The 17,817-nt window shown below is 41.1% G+C and carries 26 protein-coding genes; all 26 read left to right on the top strand.

The features are described 5' to 3' along the window. Positions 1-177: 177 nt before the first annotated feature. A complete protein-coding gene (locus KYS23_RS09835) occupies positions 178-654 on the top strand; it encodes a hypothetical protein (protein ID WP_218418484.1) in 477 nt (158 codons plus the stop codon). Between the two features lie 127 nt (positions 655-781). Then, entirely contained in the window at positions 782-1,048 is a 267-nt protein-coding gene (locus KYS23_RS09830) for a hypothetical protein (protein WP_218418483.1), read from the top strand. Between the two features lie 15 nt (positions 1,049-1,063). Continuing rightward, entirely contained in the window at positions 1,064-1,279 is a 216-nt protein-coding gene (locus KYS23_RS09825; protein ID WP_218418482.1) for a hypothetical protein, read from the top strand. A 132-nt stretch (positions 1,280-1,411) separates the two neighbouring features. Further along, positions 1,412-1,801 (top strand): GFA family protein, encoded by a 390-nt coding sequence (locus tag KYS23_RS09820; RefSeq protein ID WP_218398311.1) that lies wholly within the window; start codon positions 1,412-1,414, stop codon positions 1,799-1,801. A 907-nt stretch (positions 1,802-2,708) separates the two neighbouring features. Continuing rightward, entirely contained in the window at positions 2,709-3,053 is a 345-nt protein-coding gene (locus KYS23_RS09815; RefSeq protein WP_218418481.1) for a hypothetical protein, read from the top strand. Positions 3,054-3,186: 133 nt separating this feature from the next. Beyond that, a complete protein-coding gene (locus KYS23_RS09810; protein ID WP_013783722.1) occupies positions 3,187-3,405 on the top strand; it encodes an addiction module protein in 219 nt (72 codons plus the stop codon). A 3-nt stretch (positions 3,406-3,408) separates the two neighbouring features. Continuing rightward, complete coding sequence (locus KYS23_RS09805) at positions 3,409-3,705, top strand: type II toxin-antitoxin system RelE/ParE family toxin (RefSeq protein ID WP_218398519.1); 297 nt, start codon at positions 3,409-3,411, stop codon at positions 3,703-3,705. 124 nt (positions 3,706-3,829) lie between these two features. Continuing rightward, a complete protein-coding gene (locus KYS23_RS09800; RefSeq protein ID WP_159531476.1) occupies positions 3,830-4,216 on the top strand; it encodes a hypothetical protein in 387 nt (128 codons plus the stop codon). A gap of 92 nt (positions 4,217-4,308) precedes the next feature. Beyond that, positions 4,309-4,668, top strand: coding sequence for a transposase (locus KYS23_RS09795; protein WP_218418480.1), 360 nt, complete (start codon positions 4,309-4,311; stop codon positions 4,666-4,668). Further along, the gene (locus KYS23_RS09790; protein ID WP_218418479.1) at positions 4,620-5,270 is read left to right on the top strand and encodes an IS3 family transposase; all 651 of its coding nucleotides are present in this window, start codon (positions 4,620-4,622) and stop codon (positions 5,268-5,270) included. Before KYS23_RS09795 ends, KYS23_RS09790 begins: the two co-directional genes overlap by 49 nt. A gap of 11 nt (positions 5,271-5,281) precedes the next feature. Next, complete coding sequence (locus KYS23_RS20965; RefSeq protein ID WP_420838754.1) at positions 5,282-5,500, top strand: integrase core domain-containing protein; 219 nt, start codon at positions 5,282-5,284, stop codon at positions 5,498-5,500. Positions 5,501-5,582: 82 nt separating this feature from the next. Continuing rightward, entirely contained in the window at positions 5,583-5,978 is a 396-nt protein-coding gene (locus tag KYS23_RS09780) for a hypothetical protein (protein WP_218418477.1), read from the top strand. Positions 5,979-6,091: 113 nt separating this feature from the next. Continuing rightward, positions 6,092-6,403 (top strand): hypothetical protein, encoded by a 312-nt coding sequence (locus KYS23_RS09775; protein ID WP_159531493.1) that lies wholly within the window; start codon positions 6,092-6,094, stop codon positions 6,401-6,403. 615 nt (positions 6,404-7,018) lie between these two features. After that, positions 7,019-7,216: a PLDc N-terminal domain-containing protein gene (locus tag KYS23_RS20985; RefSeq protein ID WP_013783719.1), complete on the top strand. Its 198-nt coding sequence runs from the start codon at positions 7,019-7,021 to the stop codon at positions 7,214-7,216. Positions 7,217-7,301: 85 nt separating this feature from the next. Further along, complete coding sequence (locus tag KYS23_RS09770; protein WP_013783718.1) at positions 7,302-8,027, top strand: hypothetical protein; 726 nt, start codon at positions 7,302-7,304, stop codon at positions 8,025-8,027. A gap of 425 nt (positions 8,028-8,452) precedes the next feature. Further along, a complete protein-coding gene (locus tag KYS23_RS09765) occupies positions 8,453-9,142 on the top strand; it encodes a VIT1/CCC1 transporter family protein (RefSeq protein ID WP_218396753.1) in 690 nt (229 codons plus the stop codon). Positions 9,143-9,360: 218 nt separating this feature from the next. Next, entirely contained in the window at positions 9,361-9,639 is a 279-nt protein-coding gene (locus KYS23_RS09760; protein ID WP_013783715.1) for a hypothetical protein, read from the top strand. 33 nt (positions 9,640-9,672) lie between these two features. Next, complete coding sequence (locus tag KYS23_RS09755; protein ID WP_013783714.1) at positions 9,673-9,957, top strand: hypothetical protein; 285 nt, start codon at positions 9,673-9,675, stop codon at positions 9,955-9,957. A gap of 24 nt (positions 9,958-9,981) precedes the next feature. Then, the gene (locus tag KYS23_RS09750) at positions 9,982-10,488 is read left to right on the top strand and encodes a GNAT family N-acetyltransferase (RefSeq protein ID WP_013783713.1); all 507 of its coding nucleotides are present in this window, start codon (positions 9,982-9,984) and stop codon (positions 10,486-10,488) included. A 115-nt stretch (positions 10,489-10,603) separates the two neighbouring features. Beyond that, positions 10,604-10,843: a hypothetical protein gene (locus tag KYS23_RS09745; protein ID WP_126874069.1), complete on the top strand. Its 240-nt coding sequence runs from the start codon at positions 10,604-10,606 to the stop codon at positions 10,841-10,843. Between the two features lie 56 nt (positions 10,844-10,899). After that, positions 10,900-11,748: an acyl-CoA thioester hydrolase/BAAT C-terminal domain-containing protein gene (locus KYS23_RS09740; RefSeq protein ID WP_218396751.1), complete on the top strand. Its 849-nt coding sequence runs from the start codon at positions 10,900-10,902 to the stop codon at positions 11,746-11,748. A gap of 86 nt (positions 11,749-11,834) precedes the next feature. Beyond that, positions 11,835-12,566 (top strand): SDR family oxidoreductase, encoded by a 732-nt coding sequence (locus KYS23_RS09735; protein WP_218396749.1) that lies wholly within the window; start codon positions 11,835-11,837, stop codon positions 12,564-12,566. Positions 12,567-12,889: 323 nt separating this feature from the next. After that, positions 12,890-13,354 carry a hypothetical protein gene (locus KYS23_RS09730; RefSeq protein WP_159531509.1) on the top strand — a complete coding sequence of 155 codons (465 nt, stop codon included), beginning with the start codon at positions 12,890-12,892 and terminating at the stop codon, positions 13,352-13,354. A 544-nt stretch (positions 13,355-13,898) separates the two neighbouring features. Beyond that, positions 13,899-14,708, top strand: a complete 810-nt coding sequence (locus KYS23_RS09725; protein ID WP_159531511.1) for an SAM-dependent methyltransferase — start codon at positions 13,899-13,901, stop codon at positions 14,706-14,708. Positions 14,709-14,748: 40 nt separating this feature from the next. Continuing rightward, entirely contained in the window at positions 14,749-14,958 is a 210-nt protein-coding gene (locus KYS23_RS09720) for a hypothetical protein (protein WP_159531513.1), read from the top strand. 29 nt (positions 14,959-14,987) lie between these two features. Further along, positions 14,988-17,777, top strand: a complete 2,790-nt coding sequence (locus KYS23_RS09715; protein WP_218418476.1) for a tetratricopeptide repeat-containing hybrid sensor histidine kinase/response regulator — start codon at positions 14,988-14,990, stop codon at positions 17,775-17,777. The last annotated feature ends 40 nt before the right edge of the window (positions 17,778-17,817 follow it).

The raw sequence follows: 17,817 nt of genomic DNA, 5'->3' as shown, positions 1-17,817 counted from the left end.
TGGGCTCCTACCTAACCTTTGTGTGTGACAACGTAAATGTTAGACCAACCTATTAGGTTGGGGAGTCCAATTATCTCATTGGGACGGTTACTCGCTGGCTTTGGCTCGTTCCTTGCACATTATAGCCAGCAATTAACCGCCCGTTATGCGGAGCGTTAGCTGCCTCAAGGGTGTATCGTGCTAAAACTTTATCGTTTCTCCGAAGAGAAAAAAGAATACTGGGAAACTTGGTCAAATGATGATGGTTCTCATCTCGTTCATTGGGGTGAACTCGGGACGATTGGAGAGAGTAAAGTTCTTAAAAAAGGACTGTTTAAAAAACCGCAGAAAACTATTCAAAAGGAAATAGATGACCTAGTTGCTAATGGGTTCGATCAAGCAGAGCAAGAGTTTACTCTTATGGTTGAGTATTCTGTTAGTGGTTTCGGAACCCCAGAAGATTTTGATAAAAGGGCAAGCCTTCAAGATCGCCTTAGTGAGACGCTTGGATGGACTGGTTTAGGTCACTGCGATGGAGGAAGTATTGGCAGTGATACTATGGAAGTATGTAATTACGTTGTCGATTTTGAGGTAGCCAAACGAGTTATTGAAAAAGACCTTATAGGAACAGAGTTTGAAAACTATACTCGCATTTACGACGAAGACTCAGATTAGTACGGCAGCTAACAAATAAATTAAGTCACTCACTTCGTTCGCTGGGACGCATACACGTGGGCTGCTTCGCATTATAGCCCACGCGTCTGCGCCCCTTATTTAAAAGTTATGTGTATTGGAGGTTTAAGTGACACACGGAGGAGCTGGAGCAATATTTCCATTATTAGCGTTGCTAGTTTTAGCTTTACCAATAATTTTATTTTGGGTCTTTCGTGGGGCTGGTAATTTCCAAAAAAGACGACTTATTGGCTTTAGTCAATTAGCAGTTTTGGCTTTATCAATTATTTTATTCTTTACTGGTATCGAGCAATTGCAAAGTATTGGTTTTGGTACAGCGTTTATTATTTTATTAAGTATGCTATTAACACCAGTCATATTTAAAAACCGAGTGTAAAAGAATAATCCAACAATGAAGATTCAAAAAAATACAGCTATCTTAGCTACGATGGTTACAATCATTTTGGCTGGTTCACTTTTTTACGATATTGCCAATGGCTACACTCCAGGTAAAGGCGGTCCAAAATTACTCAACGATGATGCACCATTATTTTGGTTTATTGCTGGCATAAAAATTACAGCCATAACGGTTGGTTGGCTAAAAGCATTTGGGTGGCCTAAAACGTAATTACACATAACAAGCTGTTCAAGGCGGGACTGCTAAATTTTGGCTCGGTTTCGCTTCGCTACACATTATAGCCAAACGTTATCAGCCCCTTAACAGGGCGTTATGCTGCTTGGTTAAGATAAAGGAATAAAAATGAAGGGAAGTTGTAATTGTAAAACCATATCGTTTTCCTCTAGCCAACAAATTAAAGCATTCGTAAATTGCCACTGCAATTTGTGCAGGAAAATGAATGGTTCATCATTTTCAACCTATGTTGTAGTACCCGAAAACGAGTTTTCTATCACCGGTCAAAGTCTAAGCTCGTTCAAGGTGTCTGAACATGCTACCAAGCATTTTTGCACTCGTTGTGGTACACCTATTTTCAATACTAACCCTAAGCTAGCTGGTTTAATTATTATTCATCTAGGGGCTATCGACTCTCATTTAGAAATTAATCCCGCTGTAAACATCTTTTGCGAATCACAACTAGAATGGGTGGACAAAATCAGCGGTTTAAAGTGTTTTGAACAAGGCTTAGCGTAATGCAGCATAACAAGCCAATTAACGCACTCACTTCGTTCGCTGGGACGCATACACGCGGGGCGGCTTCGCCATTGTGCCCCACATGTATGCGCCCGTTATTGGAAAGTTAGAAGGCGTCAGCCTAAACTGCGTTTGGCTTTATAAAAATTCCAGTTCAACTACCCTCACCTGTTGTTTCAATCATCACCAAAGCATTGGTAGTTTTAATGTCACCGCGCTTACTTAAAAGGTTGCGCAATAGGCGCTTTATGGGCTAGCTCTTATTTTCAGTTAGCAAGCGCCATTGCACTTGGTAATTCATAGGGCGGTTCGCTTCAGTCAAATCACCTACGTCACTACGCTGTCGTTTTACTTGTTTGTGTTAATAATCAATCGTATGCTGGCTTTATTATTTTTTAAAAAAGCCAATGGAACAGGCTCTGCTTCTAACAAAGCGCTTAAGCCTCTCCCTTCGGTCGCTGGGACGCCTATACGCGGGGCGGCTTCGCCATTATGCCCCACGCATCTGCGCCCCTTAGCTTAAAGTTATGTGCTTTGGTAGTAAAAAAGGATTTTAGATATGGAAGAAACACTTAACTCACTCACCAATCTTGTACTTACTATAAGCCTAATAGCCGTAGTCTCAGTATTTGTAGGCCATGTTTTTGTTAGTAAGGCTCTGCTGGCCAGAGGTAAATCGCATTCGAGTAGCAAGATTATTGGTAGCTCTGTAAGTGTATTGCTTTTATTAGTTTTTTCTTTCTTTTTCGTAATACCTAAGTAACTATTAAGTTGCGTCAGCACATAACAAAAAAATCAAGTTCGCCCGCTGCGCGGGCTGGGACGCAAACACGCAGGGCGGCTTCGCCATTATGCCCTACGTGCCTGCGCTCCTTATTTAAAAGTTATACATCTACAAGGAAGCTAAATGAAAAAAATATTGGTCCAATTTCTAACTCTTTTATTTATCTCTGACTGTGCATTAGGTGCTAGTTATAAAGATACCGATAACGTTAATATACATTTGATTTCTGTTTGGACAAGTAATGGTGAGGTATTAGTTCAAACAAATCCAAAGCATGATGTTTCAGGACTATCATGTACAAACAACTTTTGGTTAGTTCTGAAAAAAGATAGTGCTGGATACGAAGCAACCTTATCTATGCTGCTGTCTGCCCAAGCAACTCGTACTAATGTTACGGTTAGAGCAAGCGATGATAATAGCAACGATTTTTGCAGGTTAAGCAGGTTGGTCTTAAAGCCTTCTAACTAGCAGCATCGATGTATAACAAACCACTTAAGGTTCTCGCTTTGCTCATTGGGACGCTAGCCGCTACTTGTAAATCCAGCCTTTCACTTCTCTTTTTTAGTGGTAATATCAAATCATACTCAATGGGAGTTATTTTATGTCTGATGCATTAAAAGTGATGCTTGAAAATATCGAGCAACTCAGTACTAAAGAGAAAGCTCTTGCTGCCCACTGTCTTTTAACGGCTATGGATACTAAGATTGATAGCGATGTGGAATCTGAGTGGGTAAAACTTGCAGAAGCTCGCAGCGCAGAGCTAGAGTCTGGTGCGGTAAAAAGCATTAGTTGGGAAGAGATAGAAAAGGATCTAAATTAAAAGATGCTGCCTGTTTCCTTTCACCCAGAGGTTAAAAGGGAAATAAAAGAGTCGTTTGATTGGTATCAAAAGCAGTCACTGGGGTTGGGTCACGAATTTACCCAAGAACTCAAGGAAGCCATCGATTCAGTTAGCTCTTTGCCATCGGCATGGACAAAAATGGGGCAAACTCATCGACGCTTTGTCTTAAGCAGGTTCCCATACTCTATTATTTATAAAATTATCGAAAACAGGGAAATTAGTGTGGTAGCTATTATGCACAACCACCGAAAACCAGGGTATTGGCACGAACGCGGCTAACAAAACGCTCAAGCCGCTCCCTCCGGTCGATGGGACGCTAACATGTGGGCTGACTCACTTCGTTCGGATTATAGCCCACATGCTAGCGCCCCTTAGCTTAAAGTTATGTTTCAAGGAAAGTTGAGTGAAGGTATTCTTAGTAGCCGCGCTGGCGCTATCACTAGCAATTAATGTATATCAGCTTACGTTCAGCCCAAAAGCTGCGAACTTAGTCATAGCCAATTCGTCCCAAGCGGAATGCATTAAAAAATTACGCTCGTCGTCTAGTGAGACAAATGTTATTGGCCCTAACTTTCTTTCCGGTTATTTAGCACTAGACCTTAACCTCAACTCCAATACCTCTTTCAGTACAGAAGTATCTGGCTGTTATTTTGACAGTTACATAGAAAACGTTACTGTAGAGAACCTAGCTGAAAATGTTCAGCTTTTACGCTCAACGGGCAGTAATAGCGTTACATTTTTCAAAGACGCAACTTCTGACAAGTTCACTGTATACGGCCAGAGTGAATGAAACATAACAAACAACTGTAGCCGTTCGCTGGCGCTCGCTGGAGAGTTCCCCCTATAAAGTAGACACCTAACTAAATATCAGGTAGGTGTAACATGGCAAAGATAGGCAGTGCGGAGCGGGTCGTTGAATATTCTCTGGAATTTAAAATCCGGGTGGTTAAGTTAACGCTAGCATTGGACGTTAAAGCGAAGGATGTTGCGAGTGTCCTAGGGCTGCATCCAATAATGATTTATCGCTGGCGACAAGAGTACCGAGCAGATAAATTTGAAGAAAAGCCGACGAGAAGAATTTCAATGACTAAAGAGACCTCTGATAACAACGAAGAGCTCAGTAAAGACAAAGAAATTGCACAGCTCAAAAGAGCCCTTGCGGACGCTCAGAAGGAAAACAACTTTCTAAAAAAGTGGGATGGGTATCTGAAGGAACAAAGTCAGAAAAATTCTCGTTCATAAACGAACGCCGTGATGAATTTGGCATCAGATACCTTTGCTCTCAACTGCAAGTTTCAACGAGCGGCTTTTACAAATGGTTTCATAATGGGCTTAGCCGTCGTCAAGCGCTTAATAGCGAACTGAAAAAAGAAATCCATCGTCTCTACACACTCCATAAAGAAAATTACGGCAGCCTTCGCATTCATAAGCAGCTGCAGGCTCAAGGCTGGCAAGTCAACCATAAAAGGGTTGAGCGAATAATGCGCGAACAAAAGCTAATCGGTAAAGCCGCTAAAATATATCGCCGCTATCCCCTGCCAGAAAACACCTGCAACAAGGTAGGTAACCTTATCTTGGAGCACGTAATCCCACGCCGACCGAATCAACAATGGTGTGGCGACGTAAGCTATTTAAAACTCAATGGACAGTTTATATATCTGGCGGTTGTTCTCGATATGTTCTCTCGAAAGGTCATTGGCTGGTCACTGGATAGACAAAGGAAAGTATCGCTAACCATTAACGCACTGGATATGGCGGTTAAATCGAGAAAACTTTGCTCTGGTTTGATATTCCACAGCGACAAAGGGACCGAATATGCCTGTCATGACTATCAAATCATCTAAGAAAGTGTGGGATAAAGCCAAGTATGAATCGGCCAGGAAAGATGACGGACAATATCTACGTAGAGACGTTCTTTAGGACATTTAAAACCGAAACATACCATGGTGAAACGTTTAAAGATGAAAACCACTTACGAGAAACTACACAATGGTACCTTGAAGAATATTACAATAATCAGCGAATACACTCATCCTTGAACTTTAAAACACCACAGCAATATGAAAGTATGTAACTCAACAATTGAAACGAGTGTCCACTTTTATGAGGGAACTCTCTGCCTGCGCCCCTTATTTAAAAGTTAGGTGTCACAAAGTATGGATACATCAGTAGTTTTTAAAACAGAACTTTTTCAGCCATTTCTGCCAGAAGATTCACAGGTCATTCCAAAGGTCTATGGCGCAGAATTAGCTTATTGGCTAGCTAAAGAACTTGCGGGACAGGGAATTTATACATCTTACCCTGAATACGAAGATTGGGGTTGGTTCATTGAGTTTATAGTAGAAGATAATGAGTATTGGTTGTGTTGTGGTAACTTTGAAGATGAGGAGAATATGTGGAAATGCTTTTTAAAAAGGCACTCAAAAGGACTCTTCAAAAAGACACTTGCATCGCTCGAGCCGGTGATTCCACTGCTAAATGCAGTAAGATTGCTACTAGAAGAAACCCCAGAAATTAGCAGCATCGAATGGAGTAGTGAGCATGACACCTAACAAAACGCTTAACACGTTCCCTTCGGTCACTGGGACAGTAACGCAGCGGCGCTTCGCTATTATCCGCTACGTCACTGCTCGTTAGCTTAGCGTTAGGCCTATAGAGGTAAAACATGATTTCAGAGGCAGATTGGAAACACTTCAAACGAGTTAAGGCAGATGCATTAGATAAATGCTGCCAGCAAGTTTTGGAGGATGTGCGTAAAGGAATCGATAATCCCGAACTTTCAGATCATGCAAAATATCTTTATTTGTATAAATTGATGGAAAACAGCGACAAACGTATCGCCAACATATTCGATTACAATGCAAGGTCCAAAGCTATGCTGCAACTTGCATTAATGAAATCAGATGGCCTTCTAGAGGCTAAGCAAATCAATGGCTTCTCAGATGAATTACAAAGTTTTATTAATAGCCATGACTAACTTATCAGCACGGCCTAACAACTCAATAAACTCACTCACTTCGTTCAACGTACGTAGACACTGAAAGTGATGAGTTACTATTTAACGATAAAGAGTGCACTATTGATGGGACTGTTTATCGATTAAACTCTTGGAAAGACTTTCATGACAAAGATGCAATTACAGTTTTTGAGTTAAAAAAGAAAGGCATCCTGGTAACAAACAGCTATTGTATTGGTATTAGGTTTTCCGCTTATAAAGAACCTCTACTGTTGAGTCAGGAACAATTATGGGAAATAGGAATTCCATAGAACGGGATCTAACAAACGCTTAAGCCACTCCCTTCACTCGCTGGGACGCTATATTTACAGGGAATTTTTGTGAATAAAATACATAGTTATTATCTAATTGGGTTCATACTCTTTTCTGCAATTTTAAATGAATTCTTAGGAAGTGAAAGTATCGGGGTAAAACTACTTTGTTCAGTTTTATTAATTACAACTTTTGTTTTTGCATCTCTATTTCATAGCTTGAAAGTCAGAGTTGCTAGAGATAAAAAGACTAGCATCAAGTAATGTACACATAACAAATTTATCAAGCATCATTACGGCCAAAAAACAAGGAGTCATTTTTAATATGAGTATTTGGCAAATTATCATTTTTATTGTGCTTTTCAGTCTAACGCTTTTACCAGTATTAGTTGCCTTAACATCTAAGAAAGCTAAGGGGGTACACAAACTAGTTTGGTGCCTCGTTTCATTATTCTTTTCATGGTTAGGCTTTTTAGTTTATTACTTCTTTGCTGTCAGAGGTATGAGTGAGCGCAACGCATAGTATAACAACCCAATCAACACACTCACTTCGTTCACGCAGGGTGGCTTCGCCCGCTATTTAAAAGTATGGTCACTAAGGAAATTTCGTGCGAATTTTAATTGTTTTTTTATTATTTCCTTTGGCTGCTTTCGCAGATGAGTCGAGGCTTGTAGAGCAGTTTTTTGGCCAAGATGGACTAGATAATAAAAGAGAAGTGTATACCGGAGAGATGTTGGAGCATTATCTGGATAAGCCCACTTTAGGCGAGGACTTACCAAAAGGCATCAATGTTAGCCTTCGAGCACTTGAACAAAGCCCGCGAAGAGAAATTTACGCTGTATTACTAACGAAAGAAGGAATATCTCAAGATTGGTATATCTATTTGGTAAACGACCAAAACAAATGGAAAATTTCAGCCGTTAGAAATCTAGCATTACCAAGTATGTTCTTTATGTCCCTGCAGGCGATACAAAGCAAACCCAATAGAACAAAAGAAGAAGAGAATCACTATCAGAACATGCTTCTTACTTTGCAGTTGGATTCGGAGCTTAAAGAATACTTGCATAAAAATATTGGTAGCTTAAATGCGATAGCCTTTGAGGCTAAAACAAGTCAGAAAAAGGCTACTGAATCTGCTAAACATTTAAATCTAAATCTAGTAGGTTACGACTCAAGTAGTGGCATAGTTGACGTCAACGTAGGTGGGATTTTAGATAACTCGGTTGGCTACCTGTTTGTACCACCTGGCACTGAAGTGCCCCAAATGTCAGATGAGGATTATATCTATATTGAGCATGTCACAGGAAATTGGTACGTGTACAAGACAACGTAACCATAATAAAACCAGTATAGAATCTCTTAAAGCCTTTACCTCTGTGTCTAAAATTGACATTTCTCAACTTCAAGAGGAAATTATCGTGATAGACAAAACATCAAAAGAATGGAACAAAGAGCCATTATGGGTCAGGTTTTTGTTGTGGGGAGTAGCGATATAACAACTCAATAAACTCACTTCGTTCGCTAGAACGTCTATATCTGGCCCAAGTGTTTAGTTTCTTCATCAGCACTAAATTGTATGCGAGTATCCATGGTGAACTCTCTATTCGTGTGCACACAACTGTTAGCTCAGGCATTGAGTTAAAGCAACTAGCAAACGCCTAAGTCGCAATCCGCGGGGCGGGTCGAGAGTTCCCCCCTATAACGTAAACACCTGAACTAAATATAAGTTAACTGTAAAAGAAATTACCGAGCAACCTTATGACTCATACTGAAATACATCGTTCACAACGCGTAGGTTGGTTGCGCGCAGCAGTACTTGGTGCAAATGACGGAATTGTATCTACTGCAAGCCTTATCATCGGTGTTGCCGCTGCGAGTACTGCCCATGAAGACATTCTTCTCGCTGGTGCTGCAGGTTTAGTTGCTGGGGCTATGTCTATGGCTGCTGGTGAATACGTTTCAGTTAGTTCTCAATCAGATACAGAAAATGCCGATCTCGCCATAGAGCAAAAATCACTGGATCAAAATTTTGAATCTGAAAAAGAAGAGCTAGCAACAATATACGAAGGTAGAGGCCTTGAACCAACTCTGGCTAAACAAGTTGCTGAGCAGCTGATGGCTCACGATGCTCTTGGCGCTCATGCCAAAGATGATATCGGAATTTCACAAAGCGCTAATGCGCAGCCCATTCAAGCGGCTTTCTCGTCGGCGGGTGCTTTCACAGTAGGCGCTGCACTTCCTTTAGCGGTTGCCTGGTTAGTGCCACAAGAGCTACTTATACCTATCGTCGCAGCTTTATCTTTAATGTTCCTCGCCGCTCTAGGTGCGATCGCAGCACGCGCAGGCGGTGCATCAATGACTGTGGGGGCTATCAGAGTGACTTTTTGGGGTGCGCTTGCAATGGTATTGACAGCAGTTGTAGGTCGCATCTTTGGAGTGGTTGCATGACAATGGGTTTATCTACAATAGCAGCCTCTTTACAAGTTAAGCTTTCATGTAGGAATTGAATTGAAAGTATGAGTCAAGCGCAAGAATACGTTTCAGGGGTGGGGAAAATAGAACTGGGAACAGTGTGAGAAATGTCTTGTAACAATCTGCTGTACCCGCTAAACACGCCTTGGGTGTTATATTTCTAGTTAATTTGATCAGGGAGGTTATATTAATAGATGGACAATATTGATGCTGAATTAGCTTTACAGAAGATAACTAAAATTCAGAACTTAGAGAAAAAATTTTCTCGTGTCTACTACGTTCCTGGTTTTGCGTTTCTATTCGTTGTCATTTTTATTTTCATCAACAACGTATTTATCTCCCCTATTGATAATGGTTATTTAGCCATTTTATTGGCCTCCAATATCTTTGTAACGGGAAATGCTGCAATGAAAAGAACAGAGTACCTTAGACAAATAATCGCGCTGAAAGAAAGCGAGTGCATTGCACGTTAGCATTCTTGGCTAGTTAGCAGGTAAACAAGGCTAGTGGAACAATTGAAGTTTATTTTTATCGTTCTCATTTTCATATTTATGGGTGGCTGTACCACAGGTAAGCTTTACTACACAGACAACAGTGGCAAGCGCAATTTAGGCTGTGATGTAGCGTTTACTGGTTTGCCAAGTGTCGATAAATATGCTGTGGAGTATGCGCTTAGCTTGTGCGCGAAAAACTACGAGAATGCACCTCTTACCTCGGTTCATCGCACAGCAACCAGCAGACATGTGTTTCTTGGCGCCAAGCTTATCCCACGTATTATTACCCCAAAATGAAGTTAGCTGCTTAGAAGGAAATTTATGCTAATTACGCCCACAGTGCTCTACGAAGCCAGTTACAAAGAATACATCAAAGAGCTGGGAAACGAAGAACGGTACCCTTACCCGCTTGACTTAGACCATTCAAATTTTGCATCTTTTGTTAACCTATTGAATGGCTATTCCAAGGGCGTAAACTTGCCAGAAAACTTAGTTCCCAATACGACATTTTGGCTTATTGAAAACAGTGAAATTGTCGGTTGTTCCCATCTAAGGCATTGTTTGAATGATGCATTACGGTTTGCAGGAGGTCATATAGGGTTGGGAATAAGGCCTTCTAAGCGTGGGCAAGGCTATGGTATGAAACTCCTTAATCTAACGCTAGAAAAAGCCTTTGAAATTGGCGTCGATGAGGTACATATTCATTGCTACAAGAGTAATAAAGTTTCATCATCGCTTATAGCGTCATCGGGTGCTAAATTAGATTCTATAGTTGAAACTCAGGGTAAAAACGAACAGGTGCTTCGATTTGTTCATTCACGCTGCTAAACTAACAGTCAAAATATCTCGCTATCTCGGCTTGGACGCAAACACAGGTACCACTTCTTACTATAGGCGCCCCCCTTATTTGCCGCGTTATGCACTTATAAAATATGGAAATTAAATGAAAACCAAATTAACAGCCATTTTGATAGCGTCAGCTATTTCATCAGGATGCGCATCCACCTCTAACAAAACGGTGGGTGATTTTCTTGACGGTGCATCTTCTAGTGCAGAAAAAAGGGAACAAGAAGAATCGAACGCAATGCACGCTAAAAAGAATTCACCCGAAACCGATGCTATAGAAGACACTATGTCAGGTGTATTTACCGCCCTTTTTCGTGGCATATTTGGCTCAGAATAAAGCCATCAAAAACTAAACATATTTTAGCATTTGAGCGCTTAAAGGAAAAACAAAATATGAAATTTAAAAAGAGCCACTTTTTACTATTTTTAACCTCACTCTTGCCAGCACTTGCTTCAATTGCTGCCCCGCAAGCCCTTAGCGTGGAACAAGATGGTATTGTGGGTCACTATTATCAGCCACCCGCTAATTCCTACAAACAGCCTGTTATCGTACTTGGTGGTTCAGAGGGCGGCATTCCTACCAAGCTTGCTGAAGTCATCGCCAATAATGGTCACCCTACGTTAGCCATTGCTTATTTCAAAGCCGATATGCTTCCCAGAGAATTAGAAGAAATTCCCCTCTCCTATTTCGAAAAAGCGACAGCTTGGCTAAAACAAAAACACCCTGCACAAAAACATATCACGCTCATCGGATGGTCTAAAGGCGCCGAGTTGGCGTTGCTGCTTGCTTCTCGCGACAACGCATTCGATAGAGTAATCGCGATTGCACCAAGCTCAGTGGTGTGGGCAGGCATTCTAGATGATTGGCAAACGGTACCGGGCTCAAGCTGGAGTCACAACAAAAAGGGATTACCCTTTGTTGCCTTCAATCCAACCGGACCTGTTGAAGGATTGTTAGACCTATATACCCAATCTTTACAAAATAGAACGGATGGAGGAAGTGCGACAATCCCTGTTGAAAATATTCGCGGAAATGTTGTGCTTTATTCGGGGGGAATGGATGAAATATGGCCGTCCTCTTCTATGGCGGCTTCAATCTGCGAACGTATGATAGAAAATGAACGGTCTCGTTGTAAGCACATTGATTACCCAGAACTAGACCATCTGTTAGATTACAAGATGCTTAACGCCTCAGAAGACTTGTATAAACACTTTGTAAACAGCATCGACGGCAAACAATAAAGAATAATTCTCTAAATCGACCTAGGGTTGGTTCAATCCAATTCAAATACGCTACAGTGGCGAGCTAGACAAACAGGGACTGAAAGTTGAAAAAAGTTGCGATTATAACTGGGGCTAGTAGGGGTATTGGTGCCGCTACCGCTTTTACGCTATCTAAAAAGGGTTACCATGTTTGCATCAACTACCTGAAAAATGAAAAGCTTGCGAAAGCTTTATGCACTTCAATTAACACCAGAGGCGGCGTTGCAATTACTCATAAAGCGGATGTCTCAGAAGAGGCAGAAGTTCAAAGCATGTTTAACAAAGTTAACGCTGAGTTCGGCACCGTCACGCATCTAGTCAACAATGTGGGCGTACTATTTACCAAAACCCCATTTTCTGACATCAGTGCCGAGCGCTTCACAACAATACTGACTACAAATGTACTTAGCGCCTTTCTTTGCGCGAAAGCTTTTATGAAACAAATTCAAAGTGATGGCGCCATTGTGAACGTGTCTTCGGTTGCATCTCGTACAGGGGCCCCGTTTGAATACGTTGATTATGCTGCATCAAAAGGCGCTATGGATACGCTTACCACAGGTATGTCGTTAGAACTTGCTAGCCAAAATATTAGAGTCAATAGCGTGCGCCCTGGCTTTATTGCCACCGATATACATGCAGACGGAGGTGAACCCGATCGCGTAAATCGCCTAAGCTCACAAATTCCGATGGGACGCGGAGGCAATACACAGGAAGTGGCAGATGCTATCGCATGGTTATTATCAGATGAAGCATCTTACGTAACAGGTTCATTTATTGATATTGCGGGCGGTAGATAAGTTAGAATAATCACAGACTACATTTATGCAATTAATACGCAGTAAAAAATTCGAGTGAATTTCCACTTGATAGATAAAAGCTATCTCCAATTACTATTGCTAACTGTAGCCAATTATTTAAGCTATTAGCGTGATGATATCACATAACAAAAAGGGCGATTTGTATTACAGTATCTGTTTGTTAACGCATTTATGTGTTTCGTTTATAATTTTACAACGTGAAGAAACGTTGCTGGCGTTTTGCGCAAAAGACGAAACCATTTTAAAATTTGCTAACCAGCTTTAAAACTAACAAACGATATTTTAACGCAGAGGTATACATTATGTTTACTAAAGAGATGGTGCATTCGGCGCTACAAACGTGGTGCGATAATGTTGTAAAAGTTGGGAAAGTACATACCGAAGGTGGAGACGTTCAAGCGTTTTCTCTTCAAGTGCTCTCTGACAGCTATGATTATGATAATGGCCATGTTTTGTTTAAGCCTACTTTAACGTTTGGCCAGCACACGTTCCGCCCTACCAAAGAAGGCGCGCTTTCTTACTTTGTTGGCGGAAACAGCGATTACCCCAACGACAATGGTTTTAAACTTAAGCCTTGGGTTAAAGTGTGGTACAGCAAAGAAGATTTTATTTTAAACGGCGAACTGGCCATTGTGCAGTGCAACGTTCATTTTATTGGGGATGACGACAGTCACATATTTGTGAACAAAAGCTTTGTCTTTAAGCAGTGTGAAGATGGCAAGGTTCGTATTATTTTGCACCAATCTTCATTGCCATATCAGCCATAAGAGGCCTATTAAAGATTAACTCATCGCGCTGCATTTTATCATAAGGTAAATGCAACGCGGTATTCGCGCTAGCGATTACGCCTGTTATTTTCTAGCTCACTTTCAAGCATGCCTTCACGCTGATTGACCGGAAGCATTTGCTGGTCGAATTCACTATGAGTGATTGGTTTCGTTATAAGCCAGTGGTTCATTTTCGCAATTGAGTGAATTCGTTAAAACTGCTACACAAACTGGCTTCTGGGTTTTTGCACTAGGATCGTGACTAAACGTGCAGCCTGGCAGTGTAGACAGTGCGCCCAGTGTCGCTAAACATATAGCTGAACTTGTTATAGTCATACCGCCGTGTTTTAACATTTTAAACCCTATCTTATTTAGCAATTCTTTATTCAGAGCATAGTACTTTATAACTATTCACTTTAAAGCGCACTCCTTCTCTACTTCAAAACTATATCAGATATAAGCATAAAATGATTAACAATGGGTATATTTTCCATTATATTTCATTGAGGCTATACGTAGTTAATTCTCAATGGAAATGGACGAAATGAACATAGAATCAAAAGGATCTTTGGTAGTTGTAGGTACAGGAATTACTGTATCTGGCCAAATGACCTTAATTACGGAAAGCCTACTTAAAACAGCCGATATCATATTGAGCGTTGTCACGCAGTCGGCGCTAATCAATTTAAAAATGATAAACTCGAACGTGGTGTGTTTACGCCACCTTTACGAGCAAGGTAAATCTCGGGCAATCACCTACCAAAAAATGACGCAGCGCATCGTTGATGAGGTGAAGGCGGGAAAAAAAGTGGTCGCAGCATTTTATGGTCATCCAGGCGTATTTGTGAATCCCTCCCATGAAGCCATCAAACAGTTAAAAGAAGAAGGTTATAATGCCGAAATGTTACCGGGAATTTCTGCTGAGGACTGCTTAATTGCTGACTTAGGATTAGACCCCGCGCATTATGGATGCCAGTCATATGAGGCTACTCAGTTCCTGCTTAGGCAATACACTTTAGATCCTCATATGATGCAAATTATCTGGCAGATTGGCAGTATTGCTGATTTTACCCATAACAAACACCGAACATCGCACCCAGGCCTAATGCAGCTTAAAAACGAATTGTTAAAGTACTTTTCTCCTGAGCACAGCATTATCGTTTATGAAGCCTCTACCATCCCCATTGCCGCTCCTCGAATAGACTATCTTGAACTAAAAGATTTAGCGGCGGTAATACCAAAACCTATCACTACTTTGGTGATCCCTTCTAAAGGATTACCAGATTTTGATATGAAATCGATGGCAGAACTAGATTTAACCCCTGCCCTTTTTGAACAGAAGTTGTTTGGCTAAAAACCTAAGTGTCTAACCACATAAAATAAAGGAATAAAAAATGAATGATTTACTAGTAAAATTTTTGATCGCTATGGATAAAGATGAAAAATTAAAACAGCAGTATGTCAGCGATCCAAAAGGAACTGCTGAAGCTTTTGGTCTATCTGACGAAGATGTTCAAATATGCGCGAAAAACGATATTGATGCGATAAAAAGCCGATGTGAAGCTGAAGGTGCAGACAACCTAGAAATCAGTCACTCGAAATAGGTTGATACTGGCGAGATGGATATAATTTCATGAGATTGTTGTGGCTTTTGTGGGTAGTGCTTTTAGCACTCCCCAGCTTTTCAGTGTTTTCTCAAGACGCAACTGTCGATATTGATAAAGTACTACAAACCGCCGATAAGAATGTGTTCGTTAATCCCACCCTAGCCAAAAAACTTCTTAATCAAGCCGAACGGTATTTGGCTGACAAAAACCTACCCGCCTACCAAGCGCATTTACTTAACCTAAAAAGTCACTCGTACATTCTTGAGGGTAATTACAAGCTAGCCTATGAAATGGCAACCCAAGCAAAAAAGCTCGCCACAGAGGCCAATAACCAATTGCAACTTGCTGAAGCCTTAAGACGACAAGGGATAATAACCTATTTCTTTGATTTATATGGCGAGTCGTTAGAATTGCTCCTTAATAGCCTGAGTATTCATCAGTCGTTAGACACCAGCTACATACAAAACACGTTGCAAGCCATCGGAAATTTGTATTCTAAATCGAATCAATGGGCCGATAATTTAATAAATACAGGTGAACAACTGGTCGCAGAATCGATTAAACGCGGCAACACTTATTATGAAGAGCAAGGGTACGGGTTTATTGTGTCAGGCCTATTGGCCAAGGGAGAAGTAAAACAAGCGAAGTCGTTAATTGACCACGTAAATACTAACCCCGACAAATTCGCGCCTATCTTAAATTTCTATCTTGCAAAAACTTACCTGCAATTAGGCAACTACGAAGAAGCACTCTCTGTTACTGAAGAAATTATTAAGCACGCTGTGCTTGGAAAGCATCGCCAACGTGAGCTAGCGGGCCTTACACTGCAGTCAGAAGTCTTACTCAAACTCGAACGCATTGATGAAGCCAGCCAAACTGTTTTAAAGCTCCTATCTATTGCAGAAGATTTAGACATTACTGAATATCAGTATGAAGGCTTAAAGATGCAGGCCAATATTGCGCTTCTAAAGGGCCAATATCGCGATGCCTATCAGTTTCTTTTCCAACATTCAGAATTGAAGCAGCAGGTTTTTGATACGCGTCAATCGGAGCAACTAGCGTTTAACAGAGCCCGATTAGAAACCGACCAAAAGATACGAAAAATTACTCAATTAGAACTTAGTCAGCAACTGTCAGAACAAAATAGTACGTTCCAGGTGTACATCATTGTCACTATTTGCTGTGTCGCTATTCTTTTATTTTTTATGTTTGTTATCACGCTCAAACAGAAGCGAGAATTGCGAGAGCTTGCGTTAAATCTACAAAAAGCCACCGACGCGAAGTCAGAATTTTTAGCCCGCATGAGCCACGAAATTAGAACGCCTGTGAACGCCATAGTGGGACTTACAAAGCTGACGCAAAAATCTGTTGTAAATGAAGAACAGAAAACCAACCTAACCCAAATTGAACAGTCGTCACAAACCCTGCTGGGGGTTATTAACGATGTGCTAGATTTTTCAAAAATTGAAGCGGGTAAACTTGATATCGAATCTCAGGCATTTGAACTTGACAAACTGGTCGAGCAAGTCATTCGGTTACACGGGTTAAATGCTAGAGAGAAGCGTATAGAATTATTACAGTACGTGGCAAGAGATGTTCCCTTGCAAGTGTCTGGTGATGCCCTTCGTATTGAACAAGTACTGAATAACCTACTAAGCAATGCTATTAAATTTACCGACGAAGGCATGATATTCGTATCAGTCAATAAAAAATACTCTGAGCACGGCGTGTTACTTGAGTTCTCAGTAAAAGATACAGGAATTGGCCTATCTACCAATCAGATAGAATCTTTGTTTGATGCCTTTACGCAAGCTGACGAATCGATTACCCGTAAGTATGGCGGAACTGGGTTAGGCTTATCAATTTGTAAGCACCTTGTCTCGTTGATGGGCGGGGAAATATGGGTAGAAAGTAAGCTTGGTCAAGGTGCTACTTTCTTCTTTACTGTGTTAGTTGAGCACCATGATCAGCTGCCACAACTCGGTTCATTGGGTAACTTAACGTTATCCGACTTAAAAGTGTTGGTGGTTGACGACGTTATGCTGTCTAGACAAGCAATAGCCGAAGCGTTACTGCGCATCAATATAAACCCAGATTTGGCCACAGGGGGTAAAGAAGCGCTTATGCATCTGCGTACCGCTATGGCAAGTAATGCACCGTATGATTTAATCATTATTGATTGGAAAATGGCAGATATTGATGGCATCGAGTTGGCCTCAATTATCAATCAGGAATTCAGTCAAGGTAAGCCGAATATTGCGATGTTGTCAGCGTATGATATTGAGTCACTTAAAACCCTCGGGCGACCAGTGGGCGTAGAGTATTATCTGCAAAAACCTGTCAATAGCAGCTCGTTGCAGAATTGCTTACTGAGAATGTCTACACGGGGCAAACCTCAAATGGCAACGTTAGAAAGCGATGCCGAAGCGCCACCCGATTTTTCTGAAAAAAATATCCTGCTGGTTGAAGATGATGCGATAAATCGTAAAGTTGCCAAGCTGTTTTTAGCCGATACTAAGGCCAAGGTCAGTGTTGCAGAAAATGGCTTAATTGCTTTGCAAATGTTGCAGCAAGAAAGCAGATTCGATCTTGTCTTGATGGATATGCAAATGCCTGTGATGGACGGGTTAACTGCGGCTCAAAAAATTCGAGAAGAGTTAAAGCTAGATGTTCCGATTGTGGCGATGACAGCCCACGCTATGCAAACAGAGATAGAAAAAAGCTTTGCTGTTGGTATGAATGCACACATCGTAAAACCCGTTAAGCCTGAATATTTGTATCAGGTGTTAAATGAGCAGTTTATAGAAGAAGCTTAAGCCTAACATTCAGAAAAAGCTGGGCCCCAACAATAACCTT

The organism is Alteromonas lipotrueae, from assembly GCF_019249255.1.
In the GTDB taxonomy this organism is placed as follows: domain Bacteria; phylum Pseudomonadota; class Gammaproteobacteria; order Enterobacterales; family Alteromonadaceae; genus Alteromonas; species Alteromonas lipotrueae.
This window is presented reverse-complemented; position numbering and strand designations above follow the sequence as displayed.

What these genes read in the sequence shown, in the direction of transcription:
- KYS23_RS09765 (WP_218396753.1), top strand. Translation starts at nt 8,453, where the DNA reads ATGACTCATACTGAAATACATCGTTCACAACGCGTAGGTTGGTTGCGC.
- KYS23_RS09750 (WP_013783713.1), top strand. Translation starts at nt 9,982, where the DNA reads ATGCTAATTACGCCCACAGTGCTCTACGAAGCCAGTTACAAAGAATAC.
- KYS23_RS09720 (WP_159531513.1), top strand. Translation starts at nt 14,749, where the DNA reads ATGAATGATTTACTAGTAAAATTTTTGATCGCTATGGATAAAGATGAA.
- KYS23_RS09810 (WP_013783722.1), top strand. Translation starts at nt 3,187, where the DNA reads ATGTCTGATGCATTAAAAGTGATGCTTGAAAATATCGAGCAACTCAGT.
- KYS23_RS09795 (WP_218418480.1), top strand. Translation starts at nt 4,309, where the DNA reads ATGGCAAAGATAGGCAGTGCGGAGCGGGTCGTTGAATATTCTCTGGAA.
- KYS23_RS09825 (WP_218418482.1), top strand. Translation starts at nt 1,064, where the DNA reads ATGAAGATTCAAAAAAATACAGCTATCTTAGCTACGATGGTTACAATC.
- KYS23_RS09725 (WP_159531511.1), top strand. Translation starts at nt 13,899, where the DNA reads ATGAACATAGAATCAAAAGGATCTTTGGTAGTTGTAGGTACAGGAATT.
- KYS23_RS09815 (WP_218418481.1), top strand. Translation starts at nt 2,709, where the DNA reads ATGAAAAAAATATTGGTCCAATTTCTAACTCTTTTATTTATCTCTGAC.
- KYS23_RS09740 (WP_218396751.1), top strand. Translation starts at nt 10,900, where the DNA reads ATGAAATTTAAAAAGAGCCACTTTTTACTATTTTTAACCTCACTCTTG.
- KYS23_RS20985 (WP_013783719.1), top strand. Translation starts at nt 7,019, where the DNA reads ATGAGTATTTGGCAAATTATCATTTTTATTGTGCTTTTCAGTCTAACG.
- KYS23_RS09715 (WP_218418476.1), top strand. Translation starts at nt 14,988, where the DNA reads ATGAGATTGTTGTGGCTTTTGTGGGTAGTGCTTTTAGCACTCCCCAGC.
- KYS23_RS09820 (WP_218398311.1), top strand. Translation starts at nt 1,412, where the DNA reads ATGAAGGGAAGTTGTAATTGTAAAACCATATCGTTTTCCTCTAGCCAA.
- KYS23_RS09730 (WP_159531509.1), top strand. Translation starts at nt 12,890, where the DNA reads ATGTTTACTAAAGAGATGGTGCATTCGGCGCTACAAACGTGGTGCGAT.
- KYS23_RS09775 (WP_159531493.1), top strand. Translation starts at nt 6,092, where the DNA reads ATGATTTCAGAGGCAGATTGGAAACACTTCAAACGAGTTAAGGCAGAT.
- KYS23_RS09805 (WP_218398519.1), top strand. Translation starts at nt 3,409, where the DNA reads ATGCTGCCTGTTTCCTTTCACCCAGAGGTTAAAAGGGAAATAAAAGAG.
- KYS23_RS09745 (WP_126874069.1), top strand. Translation starts at nt 10,604, where the DNA reads ATGAAAACCAAATTAACAGCCATTTTGATAGCGTCAGCTATTTCATCA.
- KYS23_RS09780 (WP_218418477.1), top strand. Translation starts at nt 5,583, where the DNA reads ATGGATACATCAGTAGTTTTTAAAACAGAACTTTTTCAGCCATTTCTG.
- KYS23_RS09760 (WP_013783715.1), top strand. Translation starts at nt 9,361, where the DNA reads ATGGACAATATTGATGCTGAATTAGCTTTACAGAAGATAACTAAAATT.